The sequence below is a fragment of the Enterococcus sp. 4E1_DIV0656 genome, from assembly GCF_002140695.1.
In the GTDB taxonomy this organism is placed as follows: domain Bacteria; phylum Bacillota; class Bacilli; order Lactobacillales; family Enterococcaceae; genus Enterococcus_D; species Enterococcus_D entomosocium.
Window position 1 is genome coordinate 1,465,862 of record NZ_NGLF01000001.1, and the last position, 19,191, is coordinate 1,485,052.

A 19,191-nucleotide genomic window follows, 5' to 3' on the forward strand; every position below is an offset into this window, starting at 1 on the left:
AAGGCGAGATAGCAATGAAACGCAAACACATTCTTTACCGTGATGTTGCCGATAAGCTCAAAGAAGACATCATGTCGGGTCGCTACCCGATTGGTTCATTTTTACCGACGGAAACAGAATTGGAAGCTACCTTCAATGTCAGCAAGATCACTGTCCGCAAAGCCATCGAATTGTTAGCGGCAGATGAGTATGTGGAAAAACGCAGCGGACGTGGGACGACGGTTTTAAGCAATCGCCCCTACAACAAGCTGTCAAAAGGCACGACGTTTAGCCAATTGCTTGAAAAGACCGGCAAGGAATACACAAAGAAAAACCTCAGCTATGAATTAGTCGAACTTGCGCCTGAACACCCTGCGTATTCTTTGATGGGCAAAGAAGTCATGCGTTTACGTCGCATGTACTATTTTGACCACCAACCTTTTATTTACTATGAGTACCATTTGCCAAAGCAACTAAAGGGAACCTCCATCGAGGTCTTTGAAGAAAAATCATTGTATCGCCTATTGGATGAACATCGAATGATCATCGATCGCTTTCAAGATGCGTTTGTGGCAACGACGTTGACTGAAGAGCAACAGAAGTTTATGATCACGCCGGAGGTCGCTGCCTTGAAACGAACCCGTTATTCGTATGATCTACAAGGAGAAGTGGTAGAATATACAGAAGGGATCTATAACACTGCCTTGCATCCGTATATGATCGAATTTGAAGCCTAGTCATTGATTAGGCTTTTTTAGCAAAAAGTGGTACCAAAATCAGAAGTGGAGCGTGAAATACATGAGAAAAATCGCCTTTTTAGGAGCCGGTAACATGGCAAAAGCTATCATTAATGGCTTGATTGCAGCAAAGCTGTATGAACCAGCAGAGATCTTGGTTTATAACCATCGCTACGAGCCGACTTTGGCACAATTAGAAAAAGAAACCGGAATCACTGGGACAACTAAGCTGGCGGATGTCACAGAAAAAGCAGAGATCTTCGTCTTAGCAGTCAAACCTTTTGTCTTTCCCCGCTTGCTTGCTGATTTAAAAGCAGGATTGACTGAGGAACACTTGCTAGTATCCATTGCCGCGGGTGTGACGATCGCGCAAATGGAAGAAATCATCGGTGCGCACAAAATCGTGCGGGTCATGCCAAATACCCCCGCACTTGTCGGCGAAGGGATGTCTTCTATCAGCCCCAACGGTCAAGTAACGGAAGCCGAAGCCAACGAAGTCAAACAACTTTTTGAAAGCCTTGGGAAAGCCGAGCAAGTACCAGAAAGCATGATCGATGCAGTCATTGGTGTCAGTGGTTCTTCGCCAGCCTACACGTATTTATTCATTGAAGCTTTGGCAGATGGAGCAGTGGCAGAAGGTATGCCGCGGCCGATGGCGTATGAATTTGCTGCTCAAGCGGTATTAGGCGCAGCGAAGATGGTACTAGAGACGAAGGAACACCCAGGTGTCTTAAAGGATCGTGTCAGCTCGCCTGGGGGCACAACGATCCAAGCAGTCAAAACCTTAGAGGAAAATGGCTTTCGTGCGGCTGTCATCAAAGCAGTGCAAGCAGCTGCTGACAAAAGTCGGGAAATGTCTTGATACCCAGTGAGTGAGGGGAAAATCTTAGCAAAACGAAGGAGCGTTTATGAAAGAACTTTTGATTTTTGATTTTGATGGATTGTTAGTCGATACTGAAAAAGTCTATTTTGATGGGTGGTTGGCTCTATTTAAAAAGTATCAGCTTCCGATTACAGCCGCTGATATTTTTGGTTGGCGTGGTCAAAGTTGGCAACAGACGGCTAGTAAATTAGCCGACCTCGTAGGCGGTCAGCAGCGGGTGCAGGAATTACGAGCAGAACGGGAAGTCTATATTGCCCAGCAAATAACTGATGGCACCTTCAAAACTAAACCCTATGCGAAAGAAACCATCGCATTGGCTAGGGAGAAAGGCTTCCAAACGGCACTAGCCACCTCGACGATGAAAAAAAGAGCCTCTGAATTGTTGGCGCATTTCGATTTGTTGCAGGCCTTTGACTATCAGACCTTTGGCGATGATGTCTCCGCCCATAAACCTGATCCCGCACCTTACTTGCTGACTTTAGAAAAAGCGCAAGCCGCAGCAGAAAAAGCATTAGTCATGGAAGATTCTCTTGTGGGAGCAACAGCTGCGACACGTGCGGAGATCGATGTCGTGTTGATTCCCGATCAAAGTTTTGATCAAGTCTACTCCCCAGAAGAGAAGGCCGGACTTCAGTTATATGGCGAAGCCACCTCACTGAAATATGTGTATGATTTATTGGCAAAGGATCAACTGAAATAACACCTAAAAAAGCTTCCTTTTCGTTGCAGAAAAAGGAAGCTTTTTTTGTGAAGAAAAGACCGGTAAAAAAACAGTTCAAAGGATATGAGTGGTTTGTTTTTCGCCATCATGGTAAAGTTAAAGAAAGTTTAACAATAAGCGAAAAAAAACAAAAAGTAAAGGGGTTTCATTTTGACAAAAACGTCCATTTGTCAAAAGGACTTTTCTTGGTCGATCGTAGCCGTTGGCGGCGGGGGAAAAACATGGTAAATTATCCTTCGACGAAGAACTAGTGGGGGAAGAAAAAAATGAATAAACTAAAGAATGTTTTCTATTTATATAAACTGGACTGGAAACGAATTTTCAGCAATCCAATCTCTGCATTTTTGATCATTGCCTTAATGATCTTACCCTCGCTTTATGCGTGGTTCAATATCAAAGCACTTTGGGATCCATATGGCAACACCAGTGAATTGCCAATCGCCGTGTATAGTGCGGATAAAGGGGCAGAATTTCAAGGCAAGCATATCGATATCGGTGATGAAGTCATCGACACCCTCCATGATAACAAACAGTTAGGCTGGCGTTTCGTGGATTCAAAAGAGGACTTGGTAGAAGGGGTCAAATCAGGAAAGTATTACGCCGGTATTTATCTGCCAGCTGATTTTTCAGATGATCTGATCAGCTTTACCAGCGGGACAATTGAAAAACCGACCATTGAGTATTACAGCAACCAAAAAATCAACGCCATCGCACCAAAAATCACCGAAAAAGGAGCCAGCAGTCTTCAAGAAGAGATCTCACAAAACTTTATTGAGACTGCCAGCTCTACGTTAATAAAAGTCTTCAATGAAATCGGCTATGACATTGATTCCAACTTAGTCAGCATCAACAAAGTCAAATCCATGATCTTAGATACCGATGACAATTTGGCTACGATCGACGGTTATACGAAAGAGATCGTCACCTTGCACGATAAGTTTCCAGAAATCAAAGAAAAGATCGCAAAAGCCGAAGAATTTACCGATTATATCCCGCAAGTGGATGCTATGGGGGAAAAACTGATTGGCCTAAACGATAAGCTGCCGACATTGAAGAAAGAAGCCAGCATCATTTTGACCTTGCAAGAGAAGATCCCAGAGATCCAAAATGCCGGCAAACAATTGAAGATGATCGATGATGATTTTGATGACATTGCCAGCACCATGACGGACGGCATCGAAACCGCCAAACAAGGACTGCAAGTCATCGAACAAGTTCAAGCAGCGTTACCACAGATCGAACAACTAGGCGACCAAGCCGCCAGCTTCGCCACAGCGACCAAAGATGGGGCGCAACAGTTGCAAGATGCCCTGCCAAGTATTTCTAGCAGTGTGAAGGTGACGATTGAGTCGATCAGTCAAGTGGCAACAACTACTGCTGGGCTGACAAGTACGATTCGTCAAGCACTAGCTGACAATGAACTAACGGATGAAGAGCGTCAAGCAATCAGTGCAACGATCACTGACTTTCAAAAGAACATCCAGCAACAACAAGCAGCCTTGGATTCCTTGATTGCCTTTTTAACCAATATTCAGAATTCCGGTAGTAACGCCGATTTAGAAGGTATCATTACGCAACTAAGCAATGCTAAAACATCGCTAGGAGTTTTATCTGACCGCTTATCGCAATTGAATAACCTTGTTCAAAATGGTTCTGTTGATGAAATTACAGCGTACCTCGATCAAGTTACCGCAGCTGCTCAAAACATCGCTGATCTTATGAACAGCATCAATGTTGATTCAATCACTGCAACCATCAACGACATCCTAACCAAACTAATCGAAACCATCACCACTGCCGAAGATGTCTTGAAAAAAGCCCAAGAAATCGATTTTGACTCGTTGCTGTCTTCCACCAAATCAGTGGTCAGCAATGCCGTGACGATTTTGGAAAAATACCAAAAAGAATTGCCTGCCATCAAGCAAGAATTGCACGATGCCAATACGATGCTGAATGGTCATATGGATGAAATCGTCAATGCCATCAACAAAGGAGCCGACCTGTACAACAACGAATTGCCAGTTGTCGAAGAAAAATTAGGGCTGGCCGTAGACTTCTTGCAAAACGATTGGCCAACCATCAAATCAGAAATCAGTTCTACGATGGCGATGGTGGATGAAAAACTGCCAGAAGTTGAAAAAGCCTTGGATGCGGCTGTCGATTTAATCAATAACGATTGGCCAAGTATCAAAGCAGGCATCCACAAAGCCGCTGATGCGATCCGAGCAGGAGAAAATGAAGTCGATCTCGGGGAAGTCATCAAATTATTGAAACTTGATGCCACGGATGAAGCCGACTTCTTCAAACAACCAGTGGAATTAAAAAGCAATGAAATCTACCCAATCGCCAACAATGGTTCAGCTAGTACACCATTTTATACCGCATTGTGTTTGTGGGTAGGGGCATTATTGTTGTCAAGTGTCGCTACAACGGAGTATCATTTAGAGAAGAAAGACAAAAAACGCTTTACACAACGTGAAACCTTTGTGGCACGGATGCTGACATTCTTGACGATGGCAGTCGCCCAAAGTTTGATCGTGACCCTAGGAAATATGTTTTTATTAGGCGTCGATGTCCACAACCCTGTGTACAGTGTCTTCTTCGCATTACTCGTCGGACTCGCCTTTATGATGATCGTCTACGTACTGGCGGGACTGTTCGGCAACCTCGGGAAAGGGATCGCCATCATTATTTTGGTTCTCTCCATTTCAGGTGGGGGAGGAAACTACCCAATCCAAGTCTCTGGGAAGTTCTTCCAATTCATTAATCCGCTACTGCCGTTTACTCATGCGGTCAATCTGTTAAGAGAATCAGCCGGTGGGATCTATTGGCCAAATGCTATCCCGCAATTGATCATTTTAACGATTTTGTTCCTAGTCTTTGGGATCGTCGGTACGTACGCGTATCCTTATCTAGTCAACTCTACGAAGAAACTAAGTGACATTTCCAAAGAAAGTCATTTCTTCCACTAAAATCTTAAAGCAGAAAGAGCATTTGTTCTTTCTGCTTTTGTGCCATCACGTGAAATTTCTAATAATCAAAAGAGGGAAAAAGGGTCGTTTTTTCATCTGATTTTCATTGACTTTTCGCGGTTACAAGAGTAGCATACAGTCTTGATAATTCAATATTTGTGAGGATATCGTTACAAGTTTAACGAAGGATTTTTTCATGAAAAGGAGTGTAGAAAAAGTGGAGTATTTGAAACGTTTGTTGGTCGGACGTCCATTGAAATCCGCAGAGAATGATGAACAAAAACTGAGCCGGACGGCGGCCCTTGCGTTGCTATCTTCTGATGCTTTGTCTTCGATTGCTTATGGGACAGAGCAGATCGTTGTCGTATTAGTGGCACTTTCCGCTGCTGCTATCTGGTATTCATTGCCGATCGCTGCTTTTGTTATTATTCTTTTGATTTCATTGACCTTGTCTTACCGCCAGATCATTCATGCTTACCCTCACGGCGGTGGGGCATATGTAGTAAGTAGTGAAAATTTAGGGAAAAATGCGGGCCTGATTGCCGGCGGCTCTCTATTGATCGATTATATGCTGACAGTGGCAGTATCCGTCTCAGCAGGGGCAGAAGCCATCACTTCAGCTGTGCCGGCGTTGTTCGGTCATCAAGTGGCCATTTCTGTCGTGATCGTAATCTTGATCATGATGATGAATCTGCGAGGGTTGCGAGAATCAGCTAGCTTCTTGATGATTCCTGTCTACACCTTTATCGCAGTGATCACAGTCTTGATCGTGGTCGGTTTGTACAATATCGTAACGGGTGCGCAACCGTTAAATGCAACCGCACTACCGGGAGCGGTCGTACCTGGGGTATCCGTGGCCTTGATTTTACGGGCTTTCTCATCAGGTTCCTCTTCTTTGACAGGGGTCGAAGCGATCAGTAACGCGGTGCCGTTTTTCAAAAAACCACGGGCGAAAAATGCAGCTGCGACCTTGACAATCATGGCGTCGATTTTAGGATTCTTCTTTGTCGGCATCACTTTTATCAACTATTGGTATGGTATCGTACCAGAAACAGAAGTGACCGTCCTATCTCAAATCGGTTCTGCCGTTTTTGGTCATGGGTTTATGTACTACGTTTTGCAATTTGCTACGGCACTGATTTTAGCAGTTGCCGCAAATACCGGATTTTCAGCTTTCCCCGTGTTGGCGTATAACCTAGCGAAAGACAAATATATGCCGCATATGTATCAAGACCGTGGGGACCGTCTTGGCTATTCGAACGGAATCATCACCTTGGCTGCTGGTTCCATCGTATTATTGTTTATCTTCCAAGGATCGACCGAGCGTTTGATTCCTTTGTATTCCATTGGGGTATTTATTCCTTTTGCCTTGTCCCAAAGCGGAATGGTGATCAAATGGAGAAAAGAAGGCAAAGGCTGGTTCTTTAAATCGATCGCCAACATCGTTGGGGCTTTGATTTCCTTTGCGATCATTGCCATCTTGTTCGTGTATCGCTTAGGCGATATTTGGCCATTCTTTATTATCATGCCGATCCTCTTGTATATCTTTTACAAGATCCATGATCATTATAAGAAAGTCGCAGAACAGCTGCGGTTGGAAAAACAAGAAGCACTACATGTTTATGAAGGAAATACCGTGATCGTTCTCGTCGGAAATGTTACCCGAGTAAATATCGGCGCATTGAACTATGCCCAATCGATTGGTGATTATGTCGTAGCGATGCACGTATCGTTGGATGAAGATGTGAAGAAAGAAAAAGAAATCGAACAAGAATTTAAGCAAAAATTCCCAGACGTGCGTTTCTCCGTCGTTCATTCTTCGTATCGTTCGATTGAAAATCCCATCTTGCGTTATGTGGATCTAGTCAGCCGCAATGCAGCCAAACACAATTACACAACGACCGTCATCATTCCACAGTTTGTCCCAAGACGTCGCTGGCAAAATATTTTGCACAACCAAACAAGCCTGCGCTTGCGTTTCAGACTCTCTTGGCGTGAAAACATCATTGTAAGTACGTACAGTTACCATTTGAAAAAATAACAAAAACGCTAGTTTAGCGACCTGATTCCCAAAAGCAATGTTTAGGTCAGCCGCTAAGACTAGCGTTTTTTTTAGCTATAAAACATTTTTAGTTTGATATCTTGATCGTAATTCCCAAACCCCTTGCCAAAGAGGGTACAACCGCCGACATGCTCGGCATCTTCTTTGACTTCCACTTTTAAATGCCACGTATCTTCGTAGGCAGGTATATCCTTGATCGTAATGTCGGAAAGAGGAACACCTTCCATGTAGGTTCCATGATCCATGATGCGGATCGTCTTCAATAACCCGTACTGATTAAGATTGTCTGGATACCAATCCGGTGTATACTTTCCACGAATGTCTGCAAAATCCCCTGGGCTAGTCCATGTACCAAGCTCCACACCATTTAAGCTGAAGGTGATGTCTGAAGGCCAGTTGTTATTGGAAAAAGGAAATTCAGACGAAACTTCCATTGAAATCTCCATCATTTCGAGTTTTTCTTCTTTTGCTAAGAAGTTTGGCGATTGGTATTCGACAAATCCTTTCGTAAACCACAAGATGCGGGCATCCATTCGTCGGGGATCCATGAAAAACTTCGGTTCATCTACCATTCCCACAAAATCAGCTGAAGTAGCAAGCCCACACGTTGGTTCTACCGAATAATTTGTATAATGACCGATCGGTATCGCCGTTTCTTTCGTATCAAAGGCATTAAAGATTTTCTCAGGAAAGTTGATATCGATATGGTCCACTCTCAAACTGGAAATCTTTTTTTGCCCCACACGCTCTGTTTTGATGATTTTGGCTTCTTCTAATTTTTTGATATGCATCGTAATGATAGCGCTGCTTAAGCCTAACTCTTGTGCCAACTCTTTGACATTCATCTTGTTTTTAGCCAGCAATTGAATGATTTTGATTCGCACGTTACTGGCAAGTGCCTCATAGACAGGCAATGCTTCTTGATTGATTTCTAATTGCATCGTGTCACCTCCGCTTAAACTGTTTGATTTACTTGAATGTTAACATATTTGCTAATTTGTGTAAATAGCGTTGTTTATTTCGCTAGTTATTAATATATTTATTAATTAACATAGATATTATCCTTGATAAATTAATCAAAATATTGTTGACAGCGATTACAAATAAAGTTATGATTTATTTGTAAATTGAAAGTGTTTGCAAACATCAATTTCTATGTTTTGTTTTTGTGAATTGTTTATAGGCTTCTTTATAGGAAATATCTTAGGTGTTAGGAATTATTATGAGCAGTTAGTAAGGTCTTTTTTTAGAGAGGTCAATGAACAAATGTGATAACGTACCTGCAAATATCTATAAAACTTGAGAGGATGGAAAAGATGAACATCAAAAAGGTTATTTTTTCGGGAGCAGTTCTAGGTTTAAGTAGTTTGGTATTAGGGGCCTGCGGAAACAGTAATAATAGTTCTGGTGATGATAGCGGAAGTAAAGAAATTACGTTTATGTTTCGAGGCGGCGAGGATGAGAAGAAAGCCTATGAAACAGCAATTAAACAATTTGAGGAAGAAAATGATGTAAGCGTTAAGATTATTGCTACAGATGCTGATCAATATGCAACAAAGCTACAAGCGGCAATCTCAGGCGGTAATATGCCCGATGTTTTCTATGTAGAACAAAGCAATCTAATGGCTTACGTTGATAATGGTGTTTTGCTAGATATTACGGATGAAATTGAGAATTCAGATTTTGATCTTTCAAACATCTGGGAATATGGGGTAAATAGTTATCGGTATGATGGTGAAAAAGTTGGTAGCGGTGCTTTGTATGGATTACCAAAAGATGTTGGACCATTTGCTTTAGGATATAACAAAGACATGTTTAAGGAAGCTGGTATTGATTTGCCTGATACAGATACGCCTTATACATGGGATGAATTCGTTGAAGTATCTAAACAGTTAACGAAGGATTCTGATGGAGATGGAAATCTTGACCAATGGGCAACAGGATTTAACGTAAACTGGAGTTTACAAGCTTTTGTTTGGAGTAACGGAGCAGATTGGATCAACGAAGCCAAAGATACCGTTACTGTAGATACACCAGAATTTGCGGAAGCATTGCAATGGTTTGCGGATCTGCAAAATGTGCATGAACTCACCCCTTCAATTTCTGATGCACAAACATTGGATACGTATCAAAGATGGATGAATGGTGAGATTGCTTTCTTCCCTGTAGGACCTTGGGATATGAGTACGTATGCAGGATTGGATTTTGAGTATGACTTGATGCCTTGGCCAGCAGGCTCTACAGGTGAATCTGCAACGTATATCGGTTCTTTAGGTATTGGTGTTGCTAGCAAAACCAAACATCCAGAAGAAGCAGTGAAATTAGTTGAATATTTAAGTGCATCTGAAGAAGGTCAACAACAATTAGTAGACGCACAGATTCAAATTCCTAACCTGATTGATATGGCTGAAGAATGGGCTTCTGATAAGGACAGTGTACCTAATAATAAACAGGAATTTATTGATATCGTCCAAGATTATGGTCGCGCATTGCCAGTGGCAACCACCTACAATGCAGAATGGTACGATGAGTTCTTTATCAATATCCAACCTGTGTTAGATGGAGATCAAACGGCAGCGGATTATTTGAAAGAAGTTCAACCTAAGATGCAAGAAAAACTAGACTCAGCAATTCGCCAACAAGAAACAGCAAGATAGACTCACTGGGGTCACATATCTATGTGACCCCAAAGATTTTTATGGAGGGACGCGTAATGGAACAAGTGGAAATAAAAAAAACAAAAAATAAAAATAGTCTTTATGCAAAAGAGCACAAAGTTGCTTTCTTGTTCGTTCTACTTCCAGTTTTAGGATTTATTTTGTTTTCATTGATACCTTTAGGCTATTCGGTTTATGCTGCCTTTACAGATTGGAACGGTCTAGGGCAAATGAATTTTATCGGTCTTGAGAACTTTCAGAAGCTTTTTAGAGATGAGTACTTCTATAAGACGATGTTTAATACCGTCTTTTTGATGTTAGGGATTCCAATCGGTTTGATTTTGTCATTTATGCTAGCATCAGCACTGAGCAGAGGAATTAAAGGAACGACGATTTTTCGAACAATCTATTATATTCCAGTCATCTCATCATTAGCAGCCATTTCGATTTTGTGGCAATGGGCTTACAATGGTGATTTTGGTTTAGTCAATCAGGTCTTGGATATCTTCGGTATCAGCGGCCCTAACTGGTTGCAAAACCCATCAACAGTCAAACCGGCAATTATTATTATGTCTGTTTGGAAGGGCTTGGGCTATTCTATGCTCTTGTACTTGGCAGCGATTCAAAGTGTACCAAAAACCTTTTATGAAGCAGCAGAATTAGATGGTGCTTCTTCTTTTCAAAAGTTTCGCAATATCACTTGGCCGATGGTTAGACCAGTCACTTTCTTTTTAGTCGTTACGAATATTATCGGCGGCTCACAAATCTTTACGGAAATAAACATTATGACACCAACTGGCGGACCACAATATAGCAGTGCTACGGTCGTTTGGTATATCTGGCAAAAAGCTTTCAGAAATTGGCAAATGGGTTATGCAAGCAGTATGGCGTTGATTCTAGCAGTATTGGTTTTTGTGATAACAGCATTCCAATTCTATATGAACAATCGTTCAAGCTATAAATTAGATTAGGAGGGAAAAGAATGAAAAAACTGAAAATAAGCAACGTACTCATTATTTTAATTCTCTCCCTTGGAGCAGTTATTATGGTGGGGCCGTTACTTTGGATGATCTCAACATCGCTAAAAGACCGAGCTGGCGTCTTCCAGCTGCCACCTCAATGGATTCCAGACCCAGTACAATTTGATGCGTACAAACGTTTATCTGAGCTGGACACTTTGTTCTCAGGGATTAAAAATACAGTGATCGTTTCACTTTCTGTAACTGTTGTAGGTACTCTGACATCCAGTTTAGCTGCCTTCTCATTTGCCAAATTACGGATGCCGCATAAAGATGCGCTATTTCTAATCCTTTTAGCCGCTTTGATGATTCCCTATCCAGCGGTGATGATCCCGCAATTTATGATGTTCTCCCAAATTGGCTGGGTTGATACGTTATTACCATTGATCATTCCGGGAATGTTTGGAAATATCACGATGATTTTCTTTTTGCGACAATATTTATCTAATATTCCTGATTCGATCGTTGAGGCGGCAAAAATTGATGGTGCAGGCTATTTACAAACCTTTATCCAATTGATTTTCCCGTTGATTCGTCCAGCAGTTGCTGCTCAATTTATTTTATGGTTTATGGGCGCTTGGAATGACTACTTAGCACCATTGATCTACTTGAATAGTCCAGAAAAACAAACATTGCAAGTAGTGATCGCAAACCTAAATGCCGCCTATGCTATTCAAACGGATTATCCGTTGATTATGGCAGCTTCCGTTGTTTCATTACTTCCGGTTTTGATCGTATTTATTATTTTCCAAAAGCAAATTATCGAATCAGTTGCACTTTCTGGAATGAAAGGGTGAGTAGATGTTTCTAAAAGCAATGAACTGGCTAAATGCATTCGTACTTCTGATAGAACTAAATATTTTGTGGCTTCTAGGTATTTTAGCTGGTTTTTTTGTGGTCGGCTTTGTTCCAAGTACTGTTGCTGTCTTAACGATTCTAAATAAAGAGGATCTATTTACAGGCTATTACTCTTATATAGAAGTATTGACTTTATTTTGGAAAAACTATGTGTCAGCTATTCGCTTATACAAATGGCGGGTCTTTATATTTCCACTTATTCTAGGCATTCTCTATTTGGAATTGCTGATTGTGCAGCAAAGTGATCTAATGAGAGCATTTTTCCAATGGCCACTTTTGTTTTTGTTCAGTTATGTGATTTTAGTATTGATCAATTTATCCTTAGTTACTCGATTGAGTAAAGATAAGTGGCGGAAAAAAGCCGTTTTTTCATTGACGAGTCCATTCTTGTTACCAAAAGAATCTTTTCTTTGTCTTTTGATGGTTCTTACATTTTCAATTGTTAGCATGGCGTATCATTGGTTCTTTTTTGTCGCAATTTCAATCTTTTTGTACAGTGCCAGCAAGTGCTTGTTGTCAGGCTATAGCAAGAAAGGATTGTTAAAATCATGATCAAAAAATTTCTTTTCTCGTGTGTTCCTCTAATGATTCTTTTATCTGGCTGTACTGCTTCTGCAGTTGAAGAAGTCTTATCCCCTCCTGAGTTTGCCGATGTTAGTGTCCATGACCCATCGGTGATCAAAGCGGATGATACGTTTTATATTATTGGTTCACATATGCAATTTGCCAAGTCTCAGGATTTGTTGAAGTGGGAGCAGATATCTAATTCAGTATCTGAAGATACTCTATTTGAGAATATTCGAGAAGAATTGGCGGAAGAATTTGAGTACGCACAGACAGATACGTTATGGGCTAGTGATATCCAACAGTTTAAGAATGGAAAATACTATTTGTACTATTGTTTGTGTCAAGGAACTTCACCGCTATCCGTAATGGGAGTGGCGGTATCTGACTCTATTGAAGGTCCTTATGAAAAAGTCGAATCTTTTCTTTATTCAGGAACTTCTCCGCAGTTTGGTGAAGCGTACAATGCAGCGATTCATCCAAATGCGATCGATCCTCATGTTTTTTATGACAATGAAGGGAAATTATGGATGGTCTATGGATCATACTCAGGCGGGATTTTTATCCTAGAAATGGATGATGAAACGGGTTTGCCTAAAGATCGCAATTCTTACGGAACACATTTGATGGGCGGAAATCACAGTCGCATCGAAGCACCATACATTCAATATAATCAAGAAAATGGCTACTATTACTTGTTCACTTCATTTGGTGGGCTAGATGCAGACGGTGGATACAACCTTCGAGTCGCGCGGTCAAAGAATCCCGATGGTCCTTATGAAGACAGCCAAGGAAATCCAATGGCTGAGGTCAAAGGGAAATTTGGAACGGTTTTTGATGACGCAAGTATTCAAGAATTCGGAACTAAGATTATGGGGAACTTCCTATATACCGAAAATACGAGCAATGAAGGGGTTGGCTATGTTTCGCCAGGTCACAACTCGACCTATTATGATGAAGAAACCAATCAATATTACTTGATTTTCCATACACGTTTTCCAAATAGCGGAGAATATCATTCTGTGAGAATCCATCAAATGTTTTTCACAGAAGCAGGGTGGCCGGTTGTTTCTCCATTGAGATACAGCGAAGAAACGATTGCTGATTATACAAAGAATCAAGTTACGGGTGCCTATACGCTGATTTCCTTTGACAAGTTTTTAACGGATGATTTGAAAGAACCACAGGAAATTACAGTTGAAAAAAATGGCCCGATCAATGGTGATCGCACTGGAACATGGGAACTAGCGGAAAAGAATAGTCAAGAAGATTCAAGTGTGGTTATCGATGGCACTGTTTATAAAGGGAAGTTTCTTTCCGGCTGGGATGAAAATCAGCAAAAGCAAGTAATGACATTTACAGGTACCTCAGAAGCAGGAGTACCATTATTTATTGTTAGGAATGAGGAGTAAGGTATGGCAAAAGCAAATGCAGAGACAATACAAAATCCAATCGTGTATGAACGAGCAGACCCTTGGGTATATTTACATTCCGATGGTTACTATTATTTTACAGGTTCAGTTCCTGGATATCAGTCGATTGAACTTAGACGAGCGAAAAGCCTCAATGAACTGGAAGATGCAGAGAGAAAGACGGTTTGGCAGGCACATGAATCGGGACCAATGAGTGAATTGATTTGGGCACCAGAAATTCATTTCATCGCTGATAAGTGGTATATCTATTTTGCCGCTAGTGATAATGAAGAGATCAGAAATGAAAATCATCATCATCGAATGTTCGTGATCGAAAATAATTCAAGTGACCCTTTTGAAGGGGAATGGGAAGAAAAAGGACAAGTCATCACGCAATTTGAAAGTTTTAGTTTAGATGCAACTGTGTTTGAACATCAGGAGAAACTTTATTATGTTTGGGCGCAACAAGATCCAAGAATTCCAGGAAACTCTAATCTTTATCTATCAGAAATGGAAAATCCATGGACACTAAAAGGGAAGCAGCTTTTACTATCGATCCCTGAATACCCTTGGGAACAGATTGGTTTCATGGTGAATGAGGGACCGGCCGTGCTTAAACGAAATGGTAAGATTTTTATCACTTATTCGGGCAGTGCTACAGATGAAAATTACGCTATGGGATTATTGTGGACAGACGAAAATAGTGATTTATTAAATGGGTTTTCTTGGCAAAAATCCCAAGATCCAGTCTTTCAAACGTCAGAACGGAATTCTCAATATGGACCGGGGCATAACTCTTTTACAAAAGGGGCAGATGGTGAGGACATTTTAGTTTATCATGCAAGACCAGAAAAAAATCAGGCAGGCGATCCTCTGGCAAACCCGAATCGACATGCAGTTGCACAACCATTCACTTGGGATGAAAAAGGATTCCCAGTCTTTGGTGAGCCGGTCGCAAACAATAAATTAGAGATGAAGGTGAACTGATTGACGATTAACATTCAAAACACAAAATCAGGAACAACGATCAGTAAATATATCTACGGTCATTTTGCAGAGCATCTAGGCCGTTGTATCTATGAAGGATTATACGTTGGAGAAGATTCGCCGATCCCAAATAAAAATGGGATGCGGATTGATGTGGTTGAAGCACTGAAAAACATTCAAATCCCTGTGCTACGTTGGCCAGGCGGCTGCTTCGCCGATGAATACCATTGGAAAGACGGGATTGGTCCTAAAGAAAACCGCAAAACGATGGTCAACACCCACTGGGGCGGCGTGACTGAAAACAATCATTTCGGGACCCATGAATTTTTTGAATTGATCAAGCAACTGGAATGTGATGCGTATGTCAACGGCAATGTCGGCAGCGGAACGGTACAAGAAATGTCGGAATGGGTGGAATACATCACGATGGATGGCATTTCTCCGATGGCTGATCTTCGCAGAGAAAATGGCCATGAAGAAGCGTGGGAAATGAAATTTTTTGGCGTAGGAAACGAAAACTGGGGCTGCGGCGGCAATATGCGGCCAGAGTATTATGCGGATCTGTATCGCCGTTATCAAACCTATGTCCGCCAATACGGCGACAAAAAAATCTACAAAGTCGCCGGCGGAGCGAATGTCGCAGACTATCATTGGACAGAAACGCTGATGAAAAACGCGCATTGGTTGATGGACGGCCTAAGCTTGCACTACTACGTTCATCCGCAAGGCTGGGAAGAAAAAGGTAGTGCCTTGGAATTTGATGAGGCAGAGTGGCAAGTGACCTGTGAAAAAGCAGCCTACATGGATGAATTATTGACCCGCCACAGCGCGATTATGGACCAGTATGACCCAGAACAGCGTGTGGGAATCATTGTTGATGAATGGGGCACTTGGTTCTCAGCAGAACCTGGTACGAATCCAGGCTTCTTATACCAACAAAATACGATCCGTGATGCCATGGTCGCAGCGATCACCTTGAATATTTTCCATAAACATGCCAAGCGAGTGCATATGGCAAATATCGCACAAACCGTCAACGTCCTGCAGGCGATGATTTTGACAGATGGCGAACAAATGGTGAAAACCCCAAGCTATCATGTCTTTGATTTGTACAAAGTCCATCAAGATGCTGAAACCATTGATAGCCATGGAACTAGCAGCGATACCATTACGTATACGATTTCGAAAAAAGAAGATACGATCCATCTATCGGTTTGTAATTTTGCTACCCAAGGCACGGAAGAATTATCCTTCTCCCTTGAAACAGCGATCAATGAAGTGAAAGAAGCTCGTTATATCGTGGGAAATAAAATGAACGCACACAATGATTTTGATCATCCTGAAGATGTGGTGATCCAAGACTTCACCGCTTACAATGTTGAAGAGAACAAAGTCAGCTTGCGGGTGCCAGCAATGAGTGTTCTAACGATCTCATTGACAGTCTGATCCCATGACTTGTAAAGGATGCGAAGTGAAAGATGCTGCGGCAGCAGCACAGGAAGACATTGAATCCTTGATTGCAGAACAACTTTCTTTAGAAAGCGACTTGGCTTCGCCGGAGATCGTCAGTAGGAGAATCGTTGTTTGTGAGACTTGTCCATTGCGATTGAATCATACCTGTACCAAATGCGGCTGCTTTTATCGGTTTCGCGCAAATTTAGCTAAGAAAAACTGTCCTGCAGGAATGTGGGAACAAACAGGGCAGCTCGTCAAGTAGCTGTCCTGTTTTTATAAAATAAAATAAATCAATTAGGAGATGAGGGAAGACATGACAGCGATCAATGGGGTTCATGATCCTACGATTATTGAACATGAAGGCACCTTTTATTTATATTCAACGGACACACAACAGCCCAAAACGGCTGGTGTACCAATTCGTCGTTCAAAAGATTTGATCCATTGGCAATTTGAGAAACAGGCATTGTCAGAAATGCCTGAACCAGCAGTAAAATGGAGCAAAGCTCAAGGACTATGGGCACCGGAAGTTATCCGCTACAAGGACGAATTCCGTATGTATTATTCTGCTTCGACATTCGGCAGTACCACTTCTTTTATTGGCTTAGCTACAGCATCAGATCCTTTGGGCCCTTGGGAAGATCAAGGAGAGGTTATTAAAACCAATGCTACTCTTGCACAGCATAACGCGATCGATGCCAATATTGCTTTTGACCGCTCAGGTGAGCAGTGGTTTGTCTATGGTTCTTTTTTTGGCGGAATCTATATTGCTCCATTGAACAAAGAAACTGGAAAACTTCAAGAAAAGAGCTATGGTCAACGGATTGCTTTTCGTCCGAAAACAGTTGATACTGCTATTGAAGGCCCATTTGTCTATTATCATCCTGAAACCGATTATTATTATTTGTTTGTTTCTTTCGACTCCCTTAACGATTCGTATAATATCCGTGTCGCACGAGCAAAAGAAATTACAGGGCCATATCTGGACTGGCATGGTACGGCCATGACGGATCAAGAGAAGACGCCAACCGAAGTAGGAACCAAACTGTTGGGCAGTTATCAGTTCTCAGAAGAACCAGTTGTATACGCTCCTGGTCATAATTCGATCTTTACGCAATCCAATAAAGAAAGCTTCGTTGTGCATCATGCACGGAGAAAACCCTTCAGTGACCAATTCTATTTACAAATACGTAAACTCTATTGGCTAGAATCAGGTTGGCCAGTAATCTCTGCTTCAATCTATCAGGGAAGTGTTTCACGAATGCCAGAGCAGGAAACTCTGTTAGGAAAGTGGGAAATCATCCAATTTGATCACGAGTCTCAAGTTATATCTTCTCAACAGCAAGAAATAACAGCATTAAAAAAAGAAGGACGAAGTTACTTGTGGGGAGAAAATGAATTTGTCCCATATTATGAGTACATCGACCAAAAAGAAAGGTTGTTTTTATCTGGAATCAATGATCAAGGCGTTGCGTTTCTTGGTCGAAAAGTGTACGAAGAATAAAAAATAAGCAGCACAATGGGCAGGTTGCATTGTGCTGCTTATAAACTTATACTGCTGCCGGTTTTACTAAATACTGCCTTTGAATAATCGGACACCATGAGTAGGAACCTCAGCATTGGCAATTGTTTGTTCTTTTTGTTGCCATAACTCAGTGCCGTTTTTAAGTGGTAGTAAATCAGTGATCGATTTTGGGATGGTTTGCGTTTGATCAGAAACATTGAAAATGGCATAGTAGACTGCTGTGTCGCTCAACGCCTCCCAAATGATCCACTCTTGATCACGATAGAACTCTTTTTTCGTATAAATTCTTCGATACATTTCTAAGACTTCAGTATTCGTCAATAAACGTAAGGTAAAGAGATCGATGTCTGGTAAAGTACCACCAAACATCAATGGAGATTGGAAGATCGTCCATAAACTCATCAATAAGTATTGCTCGTCTTCCGTAAAACGTGTCCAGCTGTCACCACCGCCACCATCAACTGCCCGAATGCCGATATGACCCAACGGCAACATATCACAGTCAGGCCAGTTACCTGGACGGACGAAAGGTGCCCACTCTGCTGCCCGGTCAAACATGGCGTAAAGGGCATCCCAATGATCCCAAAAGTCATCCGTCAAGCGCCACATATTGGCATGATTTTGAAAGAAACTACCATTTTTGAGGGCAGCGGGTCCGGGAGACAAAGAAAGGACGATCTCTCGACCGGATCGATCGATCGCACGGCGAATCGCTTTGATTTCTGCTTTATGGGCATCACCGTAAATTTTCGAATCGCCGATATCATCCACCTTTATAAAGTCAACACCCCAAGAAGCATATAATTCGAGCAAAGAATCATAATAAAGCTGTCCTTCAGGCAATGAAACATCGACCCCATACATATCGGAATTCCAAGGGCAGATTGAATTCATAGCAATGTCCCGTGCCCGTTTATCCGTTCCTTTGATCGGCGTATTTTGGTGAACTGCTTGTCGTGGAATGCCGCGCATGATATGGATACCAAATTTCAGCCCTTTTTGATGCAGATAGTCACCAAGTTTTTTGAAACCAGCACCATCTTTTGCTGAAGGGAAACGATTTTCAGCAGGAATCAAGCGAGAATAGTCGTCCATACACAATGGATGAAAATCATTGTACCTTGTAGACTTTGCTTCTGGTTCGCTCCATTGAATATCCACGACGACATACTCCCAACCATAAGCTTTCAAATGCTCTGCCATAAAATCAGCATGGGCGATCACTTCTGCTTCGGTCACAGAAGCGCCATAGCAGTCCCAAGAATTCCATCCCATTGGGGGTGTTTGTGCAAAATGTAAAAAAGACATCGATTTCCTCCTAGTACGTTTTTCTTATAGTATAGTAAGCAATAAAAAAGAG

At 41.8% G+C, this 19,191-nt stretch carries 17 protein-coding genes; 15 read left to right on the forward strand and 2 right to left on the reverse strand.

Annotation, left to right across the window (positions count from 1 at the left end; translation table 11 throughout):
* Window positions 1-14 precede the first annotated feature (14 nt).
* The 6 genes from A5882_RS06985 (at window position 15) to A5882_RS07010 (ending at window position 7,333) form a co-directional block, all read left to right on the forward strand.
* Entirely contained in the window at window positions 15-716 is a 702-nt protein-coding gene (locus A5882_RS06985) for a GntR family transcriptional regulator (RefSeq protein ID WP_005232219.1), read from the forward strand.
* Window positions 717-777: 61 nt separating this feature from the next.
* Window positions 778-1,578: a pyrroline-5-carboxylate reductase gene (proC, locus tag A5882_RS06990; protein ID WP_008376116.1), complete on the forward strand. Its 801-nt coding sequence runs from the start codon at window positions 778-780 to the stop codon at window positions 1,576-1,578.
* 46 nt (window positions 1,579-1,624) lie between these two features.
* Window positions 1,625-2,299, forward strand: coding sequence for an HAD family phosphatase (locus A5882_RS06995; RefSeq protein WP_016611398.1), 675 nt, complete (start codon window positions 1,625-1,627; stop codon window positions 2,297-2,299).
* A 47-nt stretch (window positions 2,300-2,346) separates the two neighbouring features.
* Complete coding sequence (locus A5882_RS07000; RefSeq protein WP_223347157.1) at window positions 2,347-2,571, forward strand: hypothetical protein; 225 nt, start codon at window positions 2,347-2,349, stop codon at window positions 2,569-2,571.
* 15 nt (window positions 2,572-2,586) lie between these two features.
* The gene (locus tag A5882_RS07005) at window positions 2,587-5,292 is read left to right on the forward strand and encodes a YhgE/Pip domain-containing protein (RefSeq protein ID WP_086372579.1); all 2,706 of its coding nucleotides are present in this window, start codon (window positions 2,587-2,589) and stop codon (window positions 5,290-5,292) included.
* 217 nt (window positions 5,293-5,509) lie between these two features.
* Window positions 5,510-7,333, forward strand: a complete 1,824-nt coding sequence (locus A5882_RS07010) for an APC family permease (RefSeq protein WP_034872061.1) — start codon at window positions 5,510-5,512, stop codon at window positions 7,331-7,333.
* Window positions 7,334-7,404: 71 nt separating this feature from the next.
* Here A5882_RS07010 and A5882_RS07015 read toward each other — a convergent pair whose 3' ends face one another.
* On the reverse strand, window positions 7,405-8,295 hold the full coding sequence (locus tag A5882_RS07015) for a transcriptional regulator (protein WP_008376111.1): 891 nt from the start codon (window positions 8,293-8,295) through the stop codon (window positions 7,405-7,407).
* 375 nt (window positions 8,296-8,670) lie between these two features.
* On the opposite strand from A5882_RS07015, the gene A5882_RS07020 reads away from it, so the two are divergent.
* From A5882_RS07020 to A5882_RS07060, 9 genes are read left to right on the forward strand one after another with little or no spacing between them, the layout of a single operon-like run.
* A complete protein-coding gene (locus A5882_RS07020; protein WP_176374312.1) occupies window positions 8,671-10,011 on the forward strand; it encodes a sugar ABC transporter substrate-binding protein in 1,341 nt (446 codons plus the stop codon).
* A gap of 56 nt (window positions 10,012-10,067) precedes the next feature.
* Complete coding sequence (locus A5882_RS07025) at window positions 10,068-10,982, forward strand: carbohydrate ABC transporter permease (protein WP_034872060.1); 915 nt, start codon at window positions 10,068-10,070, stop codon at window positions 10,980-10,982.
* A gap of 11 nt (window positions 10,983-10,993) precedes the next feature.
* The gene (locus tag A5882_RS07030; RefSeq protein ID WP_005232200.1) at window positions 10,994-11,827 is read left to right on the forward strand and encodes a carbohydrate ABC transporter permease; all 834 of its coding nucleotides are present in this window, start codon (window positions 10,994-10,996) and stop codon (window positions 11,825-11,827) included.
* A 4-nt stretch (window positions 11,828-11,831) separates the two neighbouring features.
* Window positions 11,832-12,440: a DUF624 domain-containing protein gene (locus A5882_RS07035; RefSeq protein ID WP_005232198.1), complete on the forward strand. Its 609-nt coding sequence runs from the start codon at window positions 11,832-11,834 to the stop codon at window positions 12,438-12,440.
* Window positions 12,437-13,864, forward strand: coding sequence for a glycoside hydrolase family 43 protein (locus A5882_RS07040; protein WP_086372581.1), 1,428 nt, complete (start codon window positions 12,437-12,439; stop codon window positions 13,862-13,864). The genes A5882_RS07035 and A5882_RS07040 overlap by 4 nt, the downstream gene beginning before the upstream one ends.
* 3 nt (window positions 13,865-13,867) lie before the next feature.
* Window positions 13,868-14,851 (forward strand): family 43 glycosylhydrolase, encoded by a 984-nt coding sequence (locus A5882_RS07045; protein WP_005232195.1) that lies wholly within the window; start codon window positions 13,868-13,870, stop codon window positions 14,849-14,851.
* Window positions 14,852-16,297, forward strand: a complete 1,446-nt coding sequence (locus A5882_RS07050) for an alpha-N-arabinofuranosidase (protein WP_016611392.1) — start codon at window positions 14,852-14,854, stop codon at window positions 16,295-16,297. It begins immediately after the preceding gene.
* Between the two features lie 4 nt (window positions 16,298-16,301).
* A complete protein-coding gene (locus A5882_RS07055) occupies window positions 16,302-16,568 on the forward strand; it encodes a DUF6171 family protein (RefSeq protein WP_005232191.1) in 267 nt (88 codons plus the stop codon).
* Between the two features lie 51 nt (window positions 16,569-16,619).
* A complete protein-coding gene (locus A5882_RS07060) occupies window positions 16,620-17,810 on the forward strand; it encodes an arabinan endo-1,5-alpha-L-arabinosidase (RefSeq protein ID WP_061053699.1) in 1,191 nt (396 codons plus the stop codon).
* A gap of 66 nt (window positions 17,811-17,876) precedes the next feature.
* Here the strand turns inward: A5882_RS07060 and A5882_RS07065 are convergent, their stop codons facing one another.
* Window positions 17,877-19,139, reverse strand: coding sequence for a glycoside hydrolase family 27 protein (locus tag A5882_RS07065; RefSeq protein WP_086372582.1), 1,263 nt, complete (start codon window positions 19,137-19,139; stop codon window positions 17,877-17,879).
* Window positions 19,140-19,191 lie beyond the last annotated feature (52 nt).

Bases quoted from the DNA above. Each gene is read 5' to 3' on its own strand.
- A5882_RS07055 (WP_005232191.1), top strand. From the start codon at position 16,302: ATGACTTGTAAAGGATGCGAAGTGAAAGATGCTGCGGCAGCAGCACAG.
- A5882_RS06995 (WP_016611398.1), top strand. From the start codon at position 1,625: ATGAAAGAACTTTTGATTTTTGATTTTGATGGATTGTTAGTCGATACT.
- A5882_RS07030 (WP_005232200.1), top strand. From the start codon at position 10,994: ATGAAAAAACTGAAAATAAGCAACGTACTCATTATTTTAATTCTCTCC.
- A5882_RS07005 (WP_086372579.1), top strand. From the start codon at position 2,587: ATGAATAAACTAAAGAATGTTTTCTATTTATATAAACTGGACTGGAAA.
- A5882_RS07020 (WP_176374312.1), top strand. From the start codon at position 8,671: ATGAACATCAAAAAGGTTATTTTTTCGGGAGCAGTTCTAGGTTTAAGT.
- A5882_RS07045 (WP_005232195.1), top strand. From the start codon at position 13,868: ATGGCAAAAGCAAATGCAGAGACAATACAAAATCCAATCGTGTATGAA.
- A5882_RS07065 (WP_086372582.1), bottom strand. From the start codon at position 19,139: ATGTCTTTTTTACATTTTGCACAAACACCCCCAATGGGATGGAATTCT.
- A5882_RS07040 (WP_086372581.1), top strand. From the start codon at position 12,437: ATGATCAAAAAATTTCTTTTCTCGTGTGTTCCTCTAATGATTCTTTTA.
- proC (WP_008376116.1), top strand. From the start codon at position 778: ATGAGAAAAATCGCCTTTTTAGGAGCCGGTAACATGGCAAAAGCTATC.
- A5882_RS07015 (WP_008376111.1), bottom strand. From the start codon at position 8,295: ATGCAATTAGAAATCAATCAAGAAGCATTGCCTGTCTATGAGGCACTT.
- A5882_RS07035 (WP_005232198.1), top strand. From the start codon at position 11,832: ATGTTTCTAAAAGCAATGAACTGGCTAAATGCATTCGTACTTCTGATA.
- A5882_RS06985 (WP_005232219.1), top strand. From the start codon at position 15: ATGAAACGCAAACACATTCTTTACCGTGATGTTGCCGATAAGCTCAAA.
- A5882_RS07060 (WP_061053699.1), top strand. From the start codon at position 16,620: ATGACAGCGATCAATGGGGTTCATGATCCTACGATTATTGAACATGAA.
- A5882_RS07025 (WP_034872060.1), top strand. From the start codon at position 10,068: ATGGAACAAGTGGAAATAAAAAAAACAAAAAATAAAAATAGTCTTTAT.